The sequence below is a fragment of the Tamlana crocina genome, assembly GCF_012037625.1.
The window spans coordinates 107,833-126,107 of the sequence record NZ_JAAVJS010000004.1; the positions used below are offsets into that span (position 1 = coordinate 107,833).

Below are 18,275 nucleotides of genomic sequence, written 5' to 3' on the forward strand. Positions count from 1 at the left end.
ACAATCAATCAAATTATGCAAAGAATTATCTTTTTGTGTTTTATTTTATTGAACACAATCACCCACGCCAACCCCAAAAATCCCGAACCCGAAAACGCAAAAAAAGGCTCCATTTCAGGAATTGTTCTAGACGCCCTTTTAAAGCAGCCCTTACCCTATGTTAACGTTATTGTGAAAAACAATGCCAACGAAACCATTACCGGAGGCATTACCGCTGAAGACGGCTCTTTTTTAATCGAAAAAGTTGAAGAAGGCAATCTCGTGGTAAGCGTTCAATATATTGGCTACAAAACCATTGATAAGAATATTGCCATTGGAAAGAACAATTACGACATCAATTTAGGGCAAATTTATCTGGAAGAACAGGCTGAAGGTTTGGACGAAGTCACCGTTATTGCAGAAACATCCACCATTCAACAAAAGGTAGATAGAAAAGTAGTTACCGTTGGAAAAGACTTAACTACCGCCGGGCCAACAGCAAGCGATATAATGAACAATATACCCTCTGTTAGCGTAGACCAACAAACAGGCAACATTAGCTTACGCGGCAACGAAAATGTGCGAGTTATGGTTGATGGCAAATTAAGCAATGTACCTATTGGCCAATTATTAAAGCAAATCCCTTCCACCTCCATAAAACAAATCGAGTTAATTACCAACCCATCTGCCAAATACAACCCCGAAGGCATGAGCGGTATCATCAATATAAAACTCCACAAAAACACACAAATTGGTTTTAACGGTAATGTAAACTTTGGTCTCACCAAAGAAATTTTTGCAAAATTCAATAGTTCCATTGACATGAATTACCGTAACGGAAAGTTTAATTTCTACGGAAATTATGGGAATAATATTGGCAAACACGACAATTTTGGAGAAATTACCCGTGAAGACGACAACTCAAGGCAAGATTTTAAATTTGGAAACAACAACAAATCGCATCTTTTTAAAGCTGGTATTGATTATTACGTTAACGACAAAAACACTTTATCTTTCTTTACAAACCAAAATATTTTTGATGGTAAAGGCTTTGGAAACACCCTAATCACAAACCCCAGCATCATCCAGAGTCAATTGTTTGGCAACATTTCAGACAATACCTCAGGGCAATACAACCTGATTTATAAACACGAATTTGACAATGAAGATGAAACCCTTGAAATTGAAGCAGACTACAACAATTTCAACCAAGATGAAATAGCCGATTTTGACTTCATTAATTTCAACTTTCCGCCAGATTACATCGACAATGTGGACACCAAAAGAAACCAAACCACCATAAATGTAGATTATGTAAATCCCTTAAACGAAAAAACAAAAATTGAAGCTGGGCTTGAGGCTCGACTCTTCAACACCGATATAGCGTATATGTCTACAGGGCAAACCTTTTCGAGCACAGGTAATATTACACCAACTCCAAGCACAGATTTTGATTACAAAAGAGACATCTACTCGGCTTATTTTACATTAGGAAAAACCTTGGAAAAGTGGAGCTATCAAATTGGCGTGCGTGCAGAGCAGGTCATGGTCGATGCCAATGCCTTAAAAATTTTCGACGACAACAGCACTGAAGCCATACCCTTTGAAAACAATTATTTTCAGGTATACCCTTCAGCCTTTTTAACCTACACCCCTTCAGATAAAAACTCATACCAATTAAGCTTTAGCCGCCGAGTAGACCGGCCAGGCCTGCAACAAGTCAATCCCATCAGGGAGTGGAGCACGCCACGTGTTTCCTCCTTCGGAAACACCGAGTTGCAACCCCAGTTCACCAATTCTATCGAAACCAATTATACACGCCAATTAAAAAAAGGAAGCATTACTGCTGGTGTGTTTTACAGAATTATACAAGACAACATTAACCGTTTTGTCTATATAGACCGCACTAATATAAGTGCTGCAAACTCCATTTTATCGTACGACAACTTTGACAACACAACCGCTTTCGGAATTGAATTCTCAACCAATTACAGACCAACAAAGTGGTGGGACCTTAACGGTAGTTTCGATTTGTATTCGCAAAGCCAACGTGGTATCACCGAATTTATAGATACAGATGATTTAGAAAACGCCACGGAAAATGATATTTCTACACAAAACACCGAAGTAGACAATGTAGTTTGGAACTTAAGAGTTTTCAATAATTTTAAAGCCACTAAAAAATTAAACTTTTCGGTTTTTGCGATGTACCGTGGGAAAGAAAAAGGCATTCAATTTACCAGAAAGCCCATGTTTATGTTAAATACAGGCTTGCGCTACAGTTTCCTAGAAGAAAACCGAGCTACTTTTAGCTTCAATTACAGCGATATATTGAACACCATGAGGTTTGAGTTTGAGGCCGACACCCCTTACCCGGCTTTAGGGCAATTTAACTGGGAAAGCAACACCTGGAATGTTACGCTTTCCTATAGGTTTGGTGGCGGAAAATACCGAGCCATTAAAAGAAAACAAAGGGATGATAACACAGCCTCTGGTGGTGGCGGCTTTATGTAAGAGCACATTTATGGCGAATTGTAATCAATACTTTACACAAGTTAGAGATATTTCACAAAACACTGAAAATCAGCAAAAAAAATGTTAAAATTTCATTTTTAGAACAATACCGATTGCTTTTTTTACGTTAAAGTAAAATACAATCTAGCCAAACACGAATAATAATTATTTAGAGTTAGTCATCTACACATTTTTCAAATTCGTTATTTAAGATTCGTATAACAAAACCCGAAGTTAACACTTCGGGTTTTTATGTTAAAAAACGTTAAAAATCAGAACGTTATGCAATTTATTTCACTTTTTTACGTCTAATAGAATAAGATTCTTCACATTAGTGTTAGTTGAAGTTGATTAATAGCTGAGAAAACCCGAGACTTTTGTTTCGGGTTTTCTGTTTTTTGATTAAGGGAATAGTCCTTTTAACTCCACTTTATTATCGCACTGCCCCAAGTAAAACCACTACCAAAGGCCGCCAATACCACGTGGTCGCCGGCTTTTATTTTGCCTTCCTCCCAAGCTTCGGTAAGTGCAATGATAACGGATGCCGCTGTGGTATTTCCGTATTTCATAATATTGTTAAACACTTGGTCGTCCTTCAGTCCAAATTTTTGTTGTATAAACTGTGCTATCCTTAAATTGGCCTGATGCGGAATAAGCATATCGATATCTTCTTTTTGCAACCCGTTTTTCTTTAAGCCCTCCATTATCACTTCGCTAAATCGCACTACGGCATGCTTAAAAACAAAAGTGCCGTCCATATACGGAAAATACGACGTATCGTCTGGGTTCTCTAAAATTTCGGGCACCCAATGCGCTATACTTGGGCCCTTTACCATCAACTTTTCGGCATGTTTCCCTTCACTGTGCAGGTGAGTCGATAAAATCCCTTTGGTGTTATCTTCTTCTCTGGAAAGTACGCATGCGCCTGCCCCATCACCAAAAATAACCGAAACACTTCGGCCGCGGGTGGTTTTGTCCAACCCGTTGCTATGGTATTCAGCACCGATTACCAAAACATTTTTATACATACCTGTTTTTATAAACTGATCGGCCACCGAAATAGCATACACAAAGCCCGAGCATTGGTTACGCACATCGAGCGCTCCAATGGTTGGCATCTCCAAAATATCCTGTACTTGCACCCCACAACCAGGGAAATAATAATCAGGACTCAACGTAGCAAAGACTATAAAATCGATATCATCTTTGGTCAACCCCGAACGCTCAATAGCTATTTTGGCAGCTTTCGCACCCATTACAGCCGAAGTATCGTCACTACCCTCCTTTATCCAACGGCGTTCCTGTATACCTGTGCGCTCCTGAATCCACTCGTCATTGGTATCCATCATTTGAGATAATTCCTGGTTGGTCACCACATTATCCGGTACGTATTTACCTAAACCTATTATTTTAGAATTGTACATATGCCTTCGTTTTTGTTTAACCAAAATACAAAATTATCAACGGATTATACAAAATTTAAAAATCCAGATGCCGTTTTTACACTAAAATTAAATTCATGTGCCAGTTTGTCACTTCCGCTGTATTGGCATTTTTGTTGCCAAGTGAATTAATGTAATTTAAAATGACATTTAATCCAATTCCCGCTTTCAAGGGAATAACAAATAATTTATTTATCATGACAAAAGGAAACATTAATGTATCGGTTGAGAACATCTTCCCTCTCATTAAAAAATTCTTGTACAGCGACCACGAAATATTTCTACGTGAGCTAGTGAGCAACGCCACAGATGCTACTTTAAAACTAAAGCACCTTACCAATGTTGGCGAAGCAAAGGTTGAGTACGGCAACCCACAGATTGAAATTAAAATCGATAAAGAAGGCAAAAAACTTCATATTATAGACCAAGGTTTGGGAATGACCGCCGACGAGGTTGAGAAGTACATCAACCAAGTGGCATTTTCCGGAGCTGAAGAGTTTTTAGATAAATATAAAGATTCTGCCAAAGATTCTGGAATTATTGGACACTTCGGTTTAGGATTCTATTCAGCGTTTATGGTGGCCGAAAAGGTTGAAATCATCACCAAATCGTTTAAGGATGAACCTGCTGCACACTGGACATGCGATGGTTCGCCAGAATTCACTTTAGAACCTGCAGAAAAAACAGAAAGAGGCACCGAAATCATTCTTCATATTGCTGAAGATTCTACTGAATTTTTGGAAGAATCTCGCATCCGCGAGTTGTTGAACAAATACAACAAGTTTATGCCTATTCCCATTAAATTCGGAACTAAGGAAATAAACGACCCAGAGCACGAGCCTGCAACCATTACCGATAAAGACGGCAAGGAAACCAAAGAACCACACAGAAAAATTACGGTTGACGACATTATAAACAACCCAAACCCAGCGTGGACCAAGCAGCCTACCGATTTAAAGGAGGAAGATTATAACAACTTCTATCGTGAGTTGTACCCCATGCAGTTTGAAGAGCCGTTGTTCCACATTCACTTAAATGTAGATTATCCTTTCAACTTAACGGGTATTTTGTATTTCCCAAAGCTGAGCAACGACATGCAAATCCAAAAGGATAAAATTCAGTTGTACCAAAACCAAGTATTCGTAACCGATAATGTTGAAGGTATTGTTCCTGAATTCTTAACCATGTTGCGTGGTGTTATAGATTCGCCAGACATTCCATTGAACGTGTCGCGTTCGTACTTACAGGCCGATGGCGCGGTGAAAAAGATTTCATCTTACATTACCCGTAAAGTAGCCGATAAGTTAAAGTCACTTTTCAATAACAACCGTGAGGATTTCGAAAAGAAATGGGACGATATTAAAATCGTGATTGAGTACGGTATGCTTTCCGAAGAAAAATTCTTTGAAAAAGCCGAAGCCTTTGCGCTTTACCCAACGGTTGACGGTAAATACTATACTTACGAAGAGCTTTATAACAAAATAAAGGCGAACCAAACCGATAAGGACGATAAATTGGTAATTCTTTACGCTTCAGATAAAGATGCGCAACACAGCTACATCGAGGCTGCTAAAGCTAAAAACTACGAAGTGCTGTTGTTAGATTCGCCTATTGTTTCACACCTTATCCAAAAACTTGAGGGTACTAAAGAAAATATTTCGTTTGCACGTGTAGATGGCGACCACATTGACAACCTCATCAAAAAGGACGAAAACACCGTTTCGAAACTGGACGACGAGCAAAAGAAAACTCTGGATGAATTATTGAAAGAAGTCATTCCTTCTGAAAAATTCATGGTACAGTTAGAAGCGATGGATAGCAATGCGAATCCGTTTATTATCACCCAGCCCGAGTTTATGCGCCGTATGAAAGAGATGCAGCAAACTGGTGGTGGCGGTATGTTTGGCATGGGCAATATGCCAGAAATGTACAACTTGGTAGTGAATACCAACCACGAATTGGTGAGCGAAATTTTAAATACTAAAACCAAAAAGAAGCAAGAGCGCTTGATTAACCAAAGTTTAGATTTGGCCAGACTTTCGCAAGGTTTATTGAAAGGCGAAGAACTGACCAACTTTATTAAGCGTAGCTACGAAATGATAAAGTAGGCTTGGTTTCATGCTGAACTGTCATCCTGAGCGTAGTCGAAGGGTGGATTCGGCATTTCACATAAAATTCCCAAAAAACCACTCTCCAAAGAGTGGTTTTTTTATATCCAAAACCGTTTTTTATGATTCCTTTAACGCAACCATCGCGTTAATGCTGTATCTTAAAATTGTAAACTCAAAATCACACTTTATGACATTTATCAAAACTCTACCAGCATTACTATTTATGGCTATTTTAAGCGTATCGTGCAACTCTGAAGATGACACCAAAACAACCACATATTGGGTAAACAGTTTAAAAACGGAATGCGATGCCGGTGCCGGAAAAGCCCAGTGCTTGCAAGTTTATAACGGCGATGATGTAACCAACGCCACCTGGACTTTGTTTTATGCCCCCATTGAAGGCTTTAGTTTCGAAACCGGATACCTTCAAAAAATAAAAGTAAAAGAAACCCAACGCGATGCCGCCAACGTTCCTGCCGATGCCTCGTCCATTAAATACGAATTGGTTGAAGTCATTGAGAAAAAGCAAGACAAAAAAACATTGCTTAATGATATATGGGCCGCTACCCATATTAACGGCACAGCCATTGCAACCGAAAATGTTCCAACTTTAGAAATCAATCTATCTAAAATGCAAGCTTTAGGTAAGGACGGTTGCAATAATTTCTCAGGAAAAATCACCGATTTAAATGATGAAACACTCACCTTTGGTGCGTTGGCCTCTACAAGAAAAATGTGTCCAGACATGACCATTCCAGACCAATTTAACCAAGCTATTAACCAAACCGCAAGCTACAAATACGAACAATTAACGCTATATTTATACAATGCCTCGGGAGATGAAATCTTACGTTTTAAAAAAGTAGATTAGCTTTATAAATATCAGTTATGCTTTTCGATAAAACTCGTCAATTCAAGTGAATTTTTCGATTGAAATAAGAAAAATTTCTATCGAGAATTAGAGTTTTATCAATCAATACATTTTAAATTTCAACAAAAACACATGAAACACCTTTTAACCCTAGCCCTAAGTTTATTCATTTTAACATCGTGTACCAACGACGACGAGAGAACACCAGTAGATTACAGAGAACAAAACGAAACCGACATCCAAGCCTATATTACGGACAACGAATTGAATGCCACGCGCACCGATTCGGGACTATACTATGTTATTGACGAGCAAGGCGAAGGCGAACAGCCAGTCGCCAATAGTAACGTTACCGTAGCTTACAAGGGCTATTTTCTTAATGGTAACGTATTCGACCAAAGCGACGCTGAAGGTGTTACGTTTAATTTACAACAAGTTATCCCGGGTTGGACCGAAGGCATCACCTATTTTAACGAAGGCGGCAGCGGCATGTTATTGGTTCCTGCCCACTTGGGTTACGGCAGTTTTTATTACAATGGCATTCCTGGCGGTTCGGTATTAATTTTTGATATCGAGCTCTTGGCCGTTAACTAGCCTTAATTAAAAAAATAAACCCTAAGCCACTTTTAAACGAAGTGGCTTTTTAATTATACAATGTTGCATTAATTATATAGTATAGTTTAATCTGTAAGGCTTTATTACTTTGGAGAAAATTAAAAATTCGATAACTTAGTGAATTGCAAACTATTGAATACCTTAACCAAGGTAATAAAAAAAACTAAGTGATTGAAAGACTAATTTATGGTTTACAAAATGGGAAACTAGTAACAATTGATGACGTCCAAAGTGGATTATCTTGTGGTTGTGTTTGCCCAAATTGCAAATCAAAATTAATAGCAAAAAAGGGCAATATTCGAGAACATCATTTTGCTCATATCAATAATAATGACTGCTTTTGGAGAGGGGAATCATTGATTCATTTAAAATCTAAAGAAATTATATCTAATTCTAGAACAATTAAATTACCTAAACTTATCTGGAGTTACAACCCTGAAATTTTAATATTTGATGAAGTAACTATAACTATTGACAAAGTTACCTTAGAAAGAAAAGTTAATGATTTTATTCCAGATATTATAATTGAAAGTAAAGGAAGGAAGCTGTTGATTGAAATAATATATAGCCACGGAGTTAATAATATAAAATATAGAAAAATTAGAAAAACAGATATTCCAGCAATTGGAATAAATGTTAAAGACATAGTTAATTCCTTATTCAAAGAAAAGGATTACTTTTTTAATAGCAATAAATTTAAAACTGAATTAATCAATTCAGCCAAATATAAATTTTGGATTTACAATCCAGAACTAATCAAATTAAGAAAAATTTTAAAAAGTAAATATGCGGAAAGACACGTAATACAAACTTTAAAATCTAATAATGTTTTTTTCGATGACATGATTTATTCAGAGTATTGTCCAATAGCAAAAAGAACATGGCAATCTGGTATATTAAAAGGGGAATCTTACGCAAAGCTTTATGAAGATTGCGAAAATTGTAAATATTATTTAGGACGTGATGAATACGAAATCATTGGATGCAATTCTGGAGTGGTCATTGATAAAAAACCTGCAATATATTGTATTGGACATTTGGGAAGCCCTTTTGATTTAGACATACGAAATGTAATAAACAAGCATAAGAAAAAAATAAGACAAAATAAATCTTAACGCAAACAAACCCTATTAATAAAATTCAAAAAAACATGCACATCACCTCCACCAACATATCAAACCCCACTACCATTATTTGGAATGGTAAAGAAGAGCAAACCGGTATTTATAAAACGCCCACCGATACGCCTATCTTTTTGGGAAAAACCGATGTAAAACACGACACGGTAATCGATAGGAAACACCATGGCGGTGAGTTTAAAGCCTGTTATCTATTTTCAGAAAACCAATATAATTACTGGAAAAACTTGTATCCCAACCTCGATTGGAAGTGGGGCATGTTTGGCGAAAACCTCACCGTAAATGGTTTGGACGAATCGCAAATTTATGTGGGCGACATTTACAATGTGGGTGATGCCGTTGTGCAAATAACCCAACCGAGGGAGCCCTGCTATAAATTCGGAGTAAAATTCGGTACGCAAAAAGTTTTAAAACAATTTATTGCACACGGCTTCTCAGGCACCTACGTTCGTGTTTTAGAAGAAGGTTTTGTAAAATCGGGCGACCAATTAGAGCGCATCGAACACAACAAAAACAGCCTAACTACCACCCAACTTTTCCAATTGATTTTTTCAAAAGAAAAAGACCAAAAGTTTCTGGAACTTGCTGTTAACAACGATGCGCTTCCCGAATATAAACGGCAACATTTCATGCGCTTTTTAGGCTAATAGTTTTCGGTTGCGAAAACATCATTTCGTCCTTTTAAAATCATTTTTTTTGTATCTTTAGGTTATGCGAACACTACTAGACAAATTAAAACTAAAAAAGTGCGGCGACCTGTACATTTTGAATGTACCCGATAATTTTGCGCCCGTATTTAAAGATATAGAGCATCATGAATCTTTGGTCATCACCTCTTGTGTACAATGTGCCATTGTGTTTTCTAACACCAAAGAAGAATTTATGAACCAAATGCTCACCCTATTCCCTAGGCTTTTAGATGGTTCTACCATTTGGGTGTTTTACCCCAACAACACCACCAAGGGCGAAATTTCGAGTTTGCACGAAGAGTACGATTGGGATTTTTTGGGCGACTACCGTTTAAAACCCACAAAACAAATTATGGTGGATAGCCAATGGAACGCCATGAAAGTAAAACCCATACCTGCCTAAAATTGACGTACCTTTGCCGGAAATCATTTTAAATGTCGTTTAAAGACCTTCAATTAAACAAATCGCTATTACGGGCTGTCGCCGAAGCTGGTTACGATAACCCTACCAAAGTTCAGGAACAAACCATCCCACTGGTTTTAGAGCAAAAAGACTTGGTGGTTTCTGCACAAACAGGCACCGGAAAAACAGCGGCGTTTGCCCTGCCTATTTTGCAATTACTGTTCAACCAACAGGATAGCGAAAAAGGCGGAAAAAAGATAAAAGCCCTAATTGTAAGTCCTACCCGCGAATTGGCCATACAAATTGAAAACAATTTTAAAACCTACAGTACTTATACCAATTTAAGGACTACCGTCGTTTTTGGTGGAGCTTCCATTGAACCGCAAAAGGACATTTTAAAAAAAGGCGTTGATATTTTAATTGCCACACCTGGTCGTCTGCTCGATTTACATAAACAGGATATTGTAAACCTAGACTTTGTTGAAATCTTAGTTTTGGATGAAGCCGACCTCATGCTCGACATGGGTTTTATTGACGACGTTAGAAAAATTGAGCGCCTCTGTACCAGAGAAAAACAAATCTTGCTGTTTTCGGCCACCGTGCCACATAAAGTAGAGTTTTTGGCGAATACCATACTAAAAAATCCCGAACGCATCGAAGTTGAACAGAATGCCTCTACTTCCAAAAATGTTAAGCAGCTCCTGTATTATGTGCCGAAGCGGAATAAAATAGAATTGTGTTTGCACTTGCTTAGGAATAGCATAAAAGGCAATATCATTATTTTTAGGCGTACCAAATTTGGTGTGGACAAGCTGCAAAAAACATTGATAAAAAACGGGTATAAAGTAGACAGCATTCATGGCGATAAAAGTCAGTCGGCACGGCAGGACGCTCTTAACCGTTTTAAAAATGCCGAAGTGAATATTTTGATCGCTACCGATGTAGCCGCCCGCGGTATTGATGTTGACGGGTTGGATGCCGTCATCAATTTCGACTTGCCCAATATTCCCGAAACTTACGTGCACCGTATTGGCCGTACCGCCCGTGCCGGTAAATCAGGCATAGCCCATTCTTTCTGCTCGGCAGACGAAAAGAATTATGTAAAAACTATTCAACAGCTTATTGAACAGGATATTGAAATTGAACAAAACCATCCTTATCCGTTAGACCCAAAGGCCAAGCCCATAATCCACAAATCGAAAAAAACAGGGAGCAAACATAAAAAAGGCCGAAAAAGTACAGCTTCAAAAAAGAAAAAGAAGCGTTGGTATTAAAAAGCATGAAACTTAAGACTGGAGACTGCTCAATGGAGGCTACATACTTAAACCCTATTCAATAGGAAAATCAAAATAAGTTTTTGGAAAAGGCTCCCAACGCAACGTAAAGTGCCACCACTCTTTTGGGTAATTCCTAAAACCGTGTTTCAGCATCACCTTTTGCAGTAACTGTCTATTGGCTTTTTGTCTTTCGGTCAACCCCTCGTAAGCTACCCACGATTCTTTTCCAAAAAAATCAAACGGACTGCCCATATCCAATTCTTTTCCGGTGTTACCGTCAATTATAGTTAAATCGACTGTGCTGCCCTTGCTATGGCCAGACCTTGAAGCGATGTAACCAGCTTTGAATAAATTTCGTTTTTTCACATCAGGATAAAACTGTTGCTTGTTAATGGTGTCGTTCCAATCACGCGCCCACTTTATAAAATGGTTTACGGCTTGTTGTGGTCGATAACCATCGTACACCTTTAAACAGAGGTTGTTCATCAATAATTCTTCGTGTACCTTTTTGAGTGCCTTCGTGGCTTCGGCCGTTAAAATTAATGTGTTGGCTTTGTATCCATCAATTGGTTTTCCAACAAAATTATTGGAGCCATAATAGCGTAATTCCACTTCCATATCTGGAATGGAATCACTAACATAAACAAAACCTTCAGGCAATTGAGCCAAGGAACATAATGACCAAAACAGAAAAACAATTCGTACTGCGTATTTCATTTTCAATTTGAATTATGCTAATTTAGAAAATAAAAAACAATGCGTTTAGCTTCTGAAACGAATTTGAATTTAAAGGATGCCGATGTGGCGTATTATCCAAGGTTTTTCGACATGAATGAAGCCGACTACTTTTTCAAAACGCTTTTAGAAACCATTGATTGGCAGCAAGACTACATTACTATTTTCGGGAAAACCCATCCACAACCCAGACTTACGGCCTTCTTTGCCAATAACAACAAAAATTACAGCTACAGTAATATTAAAATGAAGGCTACTCCTTTTACGCAAGAATTACTTCAAATTAAGCACTCTATTGAAAAGGAGTTGAACATTTCATTCACCAGCTGTTTGGCTAATTTGTACCGTAACGGAAACGATAGTAATGGATGGCACGCCGATAACGAAAAGGAACTGGGTAAAAACCCCGTTGTAGCCTCAATATCATTTGGGGCCGAAAGGATATTCCATCTAAAACACCGTAGAGATAACACACAAAAAGCAAAAATTAATTTAGAACACGGTAGTTTATTACTTATGAAAGGCGAAACACAGCACCACTGGCTGCACCAAATACCGAAAACAAAAAAAGAAGTGGGAAAGCGAATTAATTTAACCTTTAGAATAATTGCATAAAAAAAAACCGGGTTCCCTCAAACCCGGCTCTTTCAATTTGCTTTCTATATTATGATGCTAGATTTGGGGTCTCCTTATCAACAACATAATGCAAATATTAATTAATTAATCCATTGAACTAAAAAGTGTGTTATTTAGTACACTCCAAATATATAATTATTTCAAGCTTAAAAACGACAAAAAACACATTAAATCGACAAAACACATGTAATTTTAACATTTAATGACAAAAACATGCTTTTAATCGATGAAATACAATTTTAATTATCCTAGGCTTTAGGGAAACCTCAACAAAAACGGCAAAAAAAAAGCACCCAAAAACGGGTGCTTTCTTACTAACTAACCAACCAAAATATGAAATACAATCTTTTAAGTTTAAAGTAACCACTCAATAAACTATTTTGTAAGAGTGCATCTGCCAATAACACAACAATACTTGTGCCAAAAGTCGTCTAAAACATTTTTTGTGTTTTTTTTAACATCTTTAAAATAATGTACTGCCATTAGCATTTAAAATATAATTATAAGATATTTGCCTTCGTTAAAAAACTACCTATTTCATGAAAAAAATTTTGGCATTGTGCATTGCCATTTGCGTACTTGCTTGCGGCAATAATGAAGACAACTTAGTTGTTAAAGGACATATAAAAGGATTAAAAAAAGGCGTGGTTTACCTTAAAAAGGCACAGGATACGAGCTTGGTTACTGTCGATTCAATGGTTGTAAGCGGAAATGCTTCTTTTGAATTACAAACCACTATAGAAAGCCCAGAAGTGTTTTTTCTTTATTTGGACAAAAACAGCGCTATTGAAGACAGGATTGCCTTTTTTGCCGATAAAGGAATTACAGAAATAAACACCTCTCTTAAAAACTTTGCTTTTGATCCAAAAATTAATGGCTCTGAACAACAAAAAGTATTTGAGGAATACCGCAATACACTTTCAACCATCAACAACCGAAGATTGGATTTGATAAAAGCGGCCTTTGAAGCAGAAAAAGCTGGTGACAGCGCGAAAATTGATTCTGTTGAAAAAGTATCGAACAGCATTACAAAGCGCAAATATTTGTACACCGTAAACTTTGCTCTAAACCACAAAGACAGCGAAGTGGCTCCCTATTTAGCTTTATCTGAAATTTACAACGCCAATTTGAGTTTACTCGACACGATTAATAATTCGTTGACACCAAAAGTGAAATCTTCAAAATACGGTAAGGAATTGGATAAGTTTATCAAAGAAATTAAGGAACAAGAGGCTGAGAACAAATAAGCTTCTGTTCACTTCGTAAGATGATAAAAAAATGCCTTTCAAAATTTGAAAGGCATTTTTTTTGAAGAGCCGATAGAGGGACTTCCTTCGACTAAGCTCAGGATAAACTTCTCGTCCCTTAAAACTGATTAATAAAAAAAGGTAATCCAAATTTCTTAGATTACCTTTTAGTTTTAAAAGAGCCGATAGAGGGACTCGAACCCACGACCTGCTGATTACAAATCAGCTGCTCTAGCCAGCTGAGCTATATCGGCTTTTAATAACGGGTGCAAATATAATCTCAAAAATTAAATCTGCAAGCAATCCGTTAAAAAATTTTAAAGCTTGTTTATCTTTTCAATTAAGGCGTTTCCTTTAGCCTCCAATTCATTTCGCACGGCGTTATAATGCGCTTTAGGGTTTTCAATGTTTTTAGCATTTACTTTGGCCATCAACTCATCAAAACTTTCAATAGCCTCGTCTATAATCGCTCCACTTTTTTCGGTACCTTTATCTGTATTGGAATATTCCCAAACGTAAACAGATTCTATAATATCGCCTAAAACGTAATTAATATCTTTTTTAAGGTCTCTAACATTTGCCATTTTTGTAGTATTTAAAATTTAGACAAAAATAGGTAATTATTCAACAGCAATGCTGTGCTTTTTTATAATAATTATTGGTTGGATTTTATAATGAGAAGTTTTATCAATTCCAAAAACAACTAGCCAAGAACAGAACTATTCCCCAGAAAAACGCACAAAATTACGAGGGGTTTCGTAAAGGGTGATTTCCAAATCGAGTTCTTTCTCTAAATGGGGTTTTATTTTATTGTAAATGACAACGGCAATATTTTCGGCCGTAGGGTTTAGTTTTTTAAATTCTTCAACTTCAAGATTTAAATTTTTATGATCGAAAGCTTCTTCTACTTCCGTCCTAATAATATCCTTTAGTATTTTCATATCTACCACATAGCCCGTTTCTTCATCAATCGCTCCGGTTACGCTCACAATAAGTTCGTAGTTATGCCCATGAAAATTAGGGTTGTTGCATTTTCCAAAAACCGCCTCATTTCTTTCCTCGTTCCAATCGGGCCTATACAGCCGATGTGCCGCATTAAAGTGTGCTTTCCTACTTACCGTAACCCTCATTGCTTTATGTTTATGTATTCGTAGAATTTATCGAAAATCACTTTGAACCATGCCGTATAGTTTTCCGGTTTTTTGGCGATATCGGTTTTCACATCTTCCAAAGCCATCCATTTCCAAGATGCCACTTCATCGGGGTTGATGTTGGGCTCGCCATTGTACTTTCCGAGTAAAATATGATCGTATTCATGCTCGGTCAACCCATTATCGAATGGCGCTTTATAAATGAATGAAATGGATTCTTCTAAATCTGTTACAAAGCCCATTTCTTCCATGAGGCGTCGTTTTCCGGCTTCAATATTACTTTCGCCCTCACGCTGGTGGCTGCAGCAAGTGTTGGTCCATAACCCTGGTGTGTGGTACTTATGCAAGGCACGTTGCTGAAGCATCAACTCATTTTTATCATTAAACACAAACACAGAAAACGCACGATGAAGCAATGCTTTTTCGTGCGCCTCCATTTTGGCCATTAATCCAATTTGTTCGTCCTTTTCGTTTACCAGTATTACTTGTTCTTCTTTTTTCATAGAACAACAAAAATACAAAACAGACAGGGTTTATCGATTGTTTTAATCTAAAATTATAAACATCGACCTTCTGTTTAATTGGTGTTCATCTTCGGTACACTCCACTCCATTGGAACAGCTATTAATTAATCGGGTTTCACCATAACCCTTGGCCGAGAGCCTTTCTTTACCTACACCTTTGTTGTAAAGCCACTGCAAGGTGGATTGTGCCCTACGTTGAGACAGTTTAAGGTTGTAGGCATCGCGCCCTCTAGAGTCGGTATGAGACTCTATATGAATTTTTAATGTGGGGTATTCGTTTAAAGCTGTTAGAATTTTAGCCAGTTCTATTTCTGCATCTGGGCGAATATTTGATTTATCATAATCAAAATAAATGGGTTGAAGCGTTAACCTACAACCTAAATCGTTTGGCGGACAAGGATCGGTCGGTTTCAAATTCATAGGGATATTTAAAGTAATGGGCATCTCTATGGTTTTTGGATTTTTCGGTGTTTCTATTACCTGTTCTTTTGGGTCGTAACCTTCCTTTTTTGCTCTGATCAAATACTGTTCGTTACAATTTAAGGTAAAGGTAAAGATGGCATCATCTCCAACAACTAGGGTTTCAATTTCTTCATTATTTGAATCAATTAGTGTGACTTCTGCTCCAGGAATGAGGTTTCCTGTTTTTTCTTCGGTCACCGGGCCTTGTATTACAATTTCGCAATGTTCCCATATTTGATAAATATCGTCGCTTTTACTCCCCTCATCACCGTCTCTGTTGGATGCTAAATAGCCTATTCTACCTTCTTTAATAATGAAACTAAAATCGTCCTTAGAGCTGTTTATTGGAGCAGAAAATGTTGAAATCTCACCATGTCCATCTTCATCTTCAGTTAATTTTGCCGCAAAAATATCCAAGCCTCCCATTCCTGTATGGCCATCACTAGAGAAATAGAGGTTTTTGTCGTCACTAACAAAAGGGAACGTTTCGCGAGCGGGCGTGTTAATGACATCGCCCATATTTACAGGGTTGCTATAAATATCGTCTCCCAATATTTTAACATACCAAATATCTGACATACCATAGGTGCCGGGCATATCGGAAGCGAAATACAACTTATCTTCGTTAGGGTTCAATGCTGGATGGCCTACGGAATAACTATCGTCGTTAAAAGGCAGTTCTATTATATTTCCCCAAGTATCGCCTGTTTTGGTTGCCTTGAAAATTTTGAGCCTTATAACGTGGTCTTTATCCCTTCTTTTTTTACCGTCTAAATAGTTGTTTCTGGTAAAATACATGGTATTACCATCTTTAGTAAATACAGCTGTTGACTCGTGGTATGGTGAATTTACACTGCCTTTTAAGGCTTTTGCGTTTACCAAGTTTAAATCTTTATCGGGAGTAGCTTGGTACAGATCTAAAAACGGTTGATTGTCCCAGCCGGATAAATCGACCGACTTACTCTCGAAAGTCCCCATTGAACCGCTACTGGATGAAAACACCAAGTTTTCACCATAAAACGCCGGACCAAAGTCTGAATAATTAGTGTTTACCGCTATTCTTTCTATTTCGAATACTTTATCCTGAACACGTTTTTTAAACAAGGTATCGGCTATGTTTTCGTAGGTGCTCACGTTTATAGCTGTTCCGCCCTTTACTTTGTATATATCCATCAGCCTTTTTGATTCTTCCAGTTCGCCCATGGTTTTAAAGCATTTGGCCGCCCTGAAATAGTCTGTGGTCTCCGCTTCTTCCGGAAACTCCTTGGTGATTTGATAGTACCATTTGGCCGCACCACTATAATCGCTGTTAAAGTAATAGGTATCACCCAATTTGCGATAAATTTCAGCAGAGCGATAACCATTATCGACCACTTTTAAGTAAATTTTTCGGGCATCGATATAATCGTATTTATCGTATTTTTCATTTGCCTTTTCTACTTTGCCTATTTGCCCAAAGGTATTCAGACTAAAAAGAATGGTGAAAAGGTACAATGTATATTTATATGTAGTAATGTTCATAATCTGAAGGTTTAGAAAAATCTTGGGGTTAGTATACGTTCTGTTTTGTTAAATAGGTCGAACCTTAAGAACACTTCGTAAGAACCGTCACTATACTTTTCAATGTCGGTGGTTTGAAAATCGTACCCCATACCAATAAACAACTGGTTGTTAATTTGAAATCCGGCCATGGCACTAATGGCAGCATCCCACCTGTAGGCCGCCCCAAGGGTAAATTTCTCATTGAACAAAAAATTAGCAGAAACATCGGCCTGTAAAGGCGAACCACTTACCCATTTAAACATGGTAGCAGGTTTAAATTTTATATTATCGCTAATATCAAACACGTAACCAGCTATTAAAAAATAGTGCAAACGATCTACTGCCAAAACCTCAGCATCAACATCATCTATATTGTCCGAGTTGTAATGCTTAGAGTTTAAAAAATTTGGAACGGATACCCCCAAGTACATTCTATCTGTATTGTAATAAATACCCGCCCCCACTTGTGGCTGCACTTTTTTATCTACATTTTGTCCAAAATGTGGGTCGTTATCATCGGCCAGATTCAGCCTTGAGTAGTCGATATCAAGAAAGTCGCCCCCCCCTTTTAAACCAAATGACAGCCTAGAATTTTCGGCCAGTATTAGCGAATAGGCATAATCTACCACAAAAACAGTATTGTTTGAAGGACCTATTTTATCGCTAACAATTGAAACCCCTAAAGCATTTCGTTTATGGTCGCCCAACGGGGTATTAAAGGTGAAACTTCCTGTTTTTGGGGAACCGTCAAATCCGGCCCATTGCGTTCGGTACAGCAAACCGAAACCCAACGCATCTTTTGATCCTATATAACCAGAATTAATAATCTGCGTGTTGTACATATACTGCGTGTATTGTGGGTCTTGCTGTGAATATCCTATGCTTACACTTATAAGCAATAAGAGTAGTATTAAATAATATTTCATGGTAGTTTGGGT

17 protein-coding genes and 1 tRNA gene are annotated in these 18,275 nt (G+C 37.6%); 10 read left to right on the top strand and 8 right to left on the bottom strand.

What is annotated here, in order from left to right:
• Nucleotides 1–15 precede the first annotated feature (15 nt).
• Nucleotides 16–2,493 (top strand): TonB-dependent receptor, encoded by a 2,478-nt coding sequence (locus tag HC176_RS03945; protein WP_167916885.1) that lies wholly within the window; start codon nucleotides 16–18, stop codon nucleotides 2,491–2,493.
• Between the two features lie 419 nt (nucleotides 2,494–2,912).
• Here HC176_RS03945 and HC176_RS03950 read toward each other — a convergent pair whose 3' ends face one another.
• The gene (locus tag HC176_RS03950) at nucleotides 2,913–3,917 is read right to left on the bottom strand and encodes a 3-oxoacyl-ACP synthase III family protein (RefSeq protein ID WP_167916886.1); all 1,005 of its coding nucleotides are present in this window, start codon (nucleotides 3,915–3,917) and stop codon (nucleotides 2,913–2,915) included.
• 215 nt (nucleotides 3,918–4,132) lie between these two features.
• On the opposite strand from HC176_RS03950, the gene htpG reads away from it, so the two are divergent.
• The 7 genes from htpG (at nucleotide 4,133) to HC176_RS03985 (ending at nucleotide 11,037) form a co-directional block, all read left to right on the top strand.
• Nucleotides 4,133–6,043, top strand: coding sequence for a molecular chaperone HtpG (gene htpG / locus HC176_RS03955; protein WP_167916887.1), 1,911 nt, complete (start codon nucleotides 4,133–4,135; stop codon nucleotides 6,041–6,043).
• Between the two features lie 190 nt (nucleotides 6,044–6,233).
• Nucleotides 6,234–6,917 carry a DUF4377 domain-containing protein gene (locus tag HC176_RS03960; protein ID WP_167916888.1) on the top strand — a complete coding sequence of 228 codons (684 nt, stop codon included), beginning with the start codon at nucleotides 6,234–6,236 and terminating at the stop codon, nucleotides 6,915–6,917.
• Nucleotides 6,918–7,049: 132 nt separating this feature from the next.
• Entirely contained in the window at nucleotides 7,050–7,511 is a 462-nt protein-coding gene (locus HC176_RS03965; protein ID WP_167916889.1) for an FKBP-type peptidyl-prolyl cis-trans isomerase, read from the top strand.
• Between the two features lie 188 nt (nucleotides 7,512–7,699).
• The gene (locus tag HC176_RS03970; protein WP_167916890.1) at nucleotides 7,700–8,647 is read left to right on the top strand and encodes a competence protein CoiA family protein; all 948 of its coding nucleotides are present in this window, start codon (nucleotides 7,700–7,702) and stop codon (nucleotides 8,645–8,647) included.
• A 35-nt stretch (nucleotides 8,648–8,682) separates the two neighbouring features.
• Nucleotides 8,683–9,318, top strand: a complete 636-nt coding sequence (locus HC176_RS03975; protein WP_167916891.1) for an MOSC domain-containing protein — start codon at nucleotides 8,683–8,685, stop codon at nucleotides 9,316–9,318.
• A gap of 64 nt (nucleotides 9,319–9,382) precedes the next feature.
• Nucleotides 9,383–9,763, top strand: coding sequence for a hypothetical protein (locus tag HC176_RS03980; RefSeq protein ID WP_167916892.1), 381 nt, complete (start codon nucleotides 9,383–9,385; stop codon nucleotides 9,761–9,763).
• 32 nt (nucleotides 9,764–9,795) lie between these two features.
• Nucleotides 9,796–11,037, top strand: a complete 1,242-nt coding sequence (locus tag HC176_RS03985; protein ID WP_167916893.1) for a DEAD/DEAH box helicase — start codon at nucleotides 9,796–9,798, stop codon at nucleotides 11,035–11,037.
• A 54-nt stretch (nucleotides 11,038–11,091) separates the two neighbouring features.
• Here the strand turns inward: HC176_RS03985 and HC176_RS03990 are convergent, their stop codons facing one another.
• Nucleotides 11,092–11,757: a M15 family metallopeptidase gene (locus HC176_RS03990; RefSeq protein ID WP_167916894.1), complete on the bottom strand. Its 666-nt coding sequence runs from the start codon at nucleotides 11,755–11,757 to the stop codon at nucleotides 11,092–11,094.
• A gap of 39 nt (nucleotides 11,758–11,796) precedes the next feature.
• Between HC176_RS03990 and HC176_RS03995 the strand changes: the two genes are divergently transcribed.
• A complete protein-coding gene (locus HC176_RS03995) occupies nucleotides 11,797–12,390 on the top strand; it encodes an alpha-ketoglutarate-dependent dioxygenase AlkB family protein (RefSeq protein ID WP_167916895.1) in 594 nt (197 codons plus the stop codon).
• Between the two features lie 560 nt (nucleotides 12,391–12,950).
• The gene (locus tag HC176_RS04000; protein WP_167916896.1) at nucleotides 12,951–13,658 is read left to right on the top strand and encodes a DUF4369 domain-containing protein; all 708 of its coding nucleotides are present in this window, start codon (nucleotides 12,951–12,953) and stop codon (nucleotides 13,656–13,658) included.
• A 180-nt stretch (nucleotides 13,659–13,838) separates the two neighbouring features.
• On the opposite strand, the gene HC176_RS04005 is transcribed toward HC176_RS04000, so the two are convergent.
• The 6 genes from HC176_RS04005 to HC176_RS04030 all read right to left on the bottom strand — a co-directional run bounded on the left by HC176_RS04005 (nucleotide 13,839) and on the right by HC176_RS04030 (nucleotide 18,263).
• Nucleotides 13,839–13,912, bottom strand: a tRNA-Thr gene (locus HC176_RS04005).
• Nucleotides 13,913–13,975: 63 nt separating this feature from the next.
• Nucleotides 13,976–14,242 carry a hypothetical protein gene (locus HC176_RS04010; RefSeq protein WP_167916897.1) on the bottom strand — a complete coding sequence of 89 codons (267 nt, stop codon included), beginning with the start codon at nucleotides 14,240–14,242 and terminating at the stop codon, nucleotides 13,976–13,978.
• Nucleotides 14,243–14,377: 135 nt separating this feature from the next.
• Nucleotides 14,378–14,788: a 6-pyruvoyl trahydropterin synthase family protein gene (locus tag HC176_RS04015; RefSeq protein WP_167916898.1), complete on the bottom strand. Its 411-nt coding sequence runs from the start codon at nucleotides 14,786–14,788 to the stop codon at nucleotides 14,378–14,380.
• A complete protein-coding gene (idi, locus tag HC176_RS04020) occupies nucleotides 14,785–15,312 on the bottom strand; it encodes an isopentenyl-diphosphate Delta-isomerase (protein WP_167916899.1) in 528 nt (175 codons plus the stop codon). Before idi ends, HC176_RS04015 begins: the two co-directional genes overlap by 4 nt.
• A 42-nt stretch (nucleotides 15,313–15,354) precedes the next feature.
• Entirely contained in the window at nucleotides 15,355–17,316 is a 1,962-nt protein-coding gene (locus HC176_RS04025) for an OmpA family protein (RefSeq protein WP_167916900.1), read from the bottom strand.
• An 11-nt stretch (nucleotides 17,317–17,327) separates the two neighbouring features.
• The gene (locus HC176_RS04030) at nucleotides 17,328–18,263 is read right to left on the bottom strand and encodes a PorP/SprF family type IX secretion system membrane protein (RefSeq protein WP_167916901.1); all 936 of its coding nucleotides are present in this window, start codon (nucleotides 18,261–18,263) and stop codon (nucleotides 17,328–17,330) included.
• Nucleotides 18,264–18,275: the final 12 nt, after the last annotated feature.

Coding starts and splice junctions, on each gene's coding strand:
- HC176_RS03945 (WP_167916885.1), top strand. CDS start 16: ATGCAAAGAATTATCTTTTTGTGTTTTATTTTATTGAACACAATCACC.
- HC176_RS03950 (WP_167916886.1), bottom strand. CDS start 3,917: ATGTACAATTCTAAAATAATAGGTTTAGGTAAATACGTACCGGATAAT.
- htpG (WP_167916887.1), top strand. CDS start 4,133: ATGACAAAAGGAAACATTAATGTATCGGTTGAGAACATCTTCCCTCTC.
- HC176_RS03960 (WP_167916888.1), top strand. CDS start 6,234: ATGACATTTATCAAAACTCTACCAGCATTACTATTTATGGCTATTTTA.
- HC176_RS03965 (WP_167916889.1), top strand. CDS start 7,050: ATGAAACACCTTTTAACCCTAGCCCTAAGTTTATTCATTTTAACATCG.
- HC176_RS03975 (WP_167916891.1), top strand. CDS start 8,683: ATGCACATCACCTCCACCAACATATCAAACCCCACTACCATTATTTGG.
- HC176_RS03980 (WP_167916892.1), top strand. CDS start 9,383: ATGCGAACACTACTAGACAAATTAAAACTAAAAAAGTGCGGCGACCTG.
- HC176_RS03985 (WP_167916893.1), top strand. CDS start 9,796: ATGTCGTTTAAAGACCTTCAATTAAACAAATCGCTATTACGGGCTGTC.
- HC176_RS03990 (WP_167916894.1), bottom strand. CDS start 11,757: ATGAAATACGCAGTACGAATTGTTTTTCTGTTTTGGTCATTATGTTCC.
- HC176_RS03995 (WP_167916895.1), top strand. CDS start 11,797: ATGCGTTTAGCTTCTGAAACGAATTTGAATTTAAAGGATGCCGATGTG.
- HC176_RS04000 (WP_167916896.1), top strand. CDS start 12,951: ATGAAAAAAATTTTGGCATTGTGCATTGCCATTTGCGTACTTGCTTGC.
- HC176_RS04010 (WP_167916897.1), bottom strand. CDS start 14,242: ATGGCAAATGTTAGAGACCTTAAAAAAGATATTAATTACGTTTTAGGC.
- HC176_RS04015 (WP_167916898.1), bottom strand. CDS start 14,788: ATGAGGGTTACGGTAAGTAGGAAAGCACACTTTAATGCGGCACATCGG.
- idi (WP_167916899.1), bottom strand. CDS start 15,312: ATGAAAAAAGAAGAACAAGTAATACTGGTAAACGAAAAGGACGAACAA.
- HC176_RS04025 (WP_167916900.1), bottom strand. CDS start 17,316: ATGAACATTACTACATATAAATATACATTGTACCTTTTCACCATTCTT.
- HC176_RS04030 (WP_167916901.1), bottom strand. CDS start 18,263: ATGAAATATTATTTAATACTACTCTTATTGCTTATAAGTGTAAGCATA.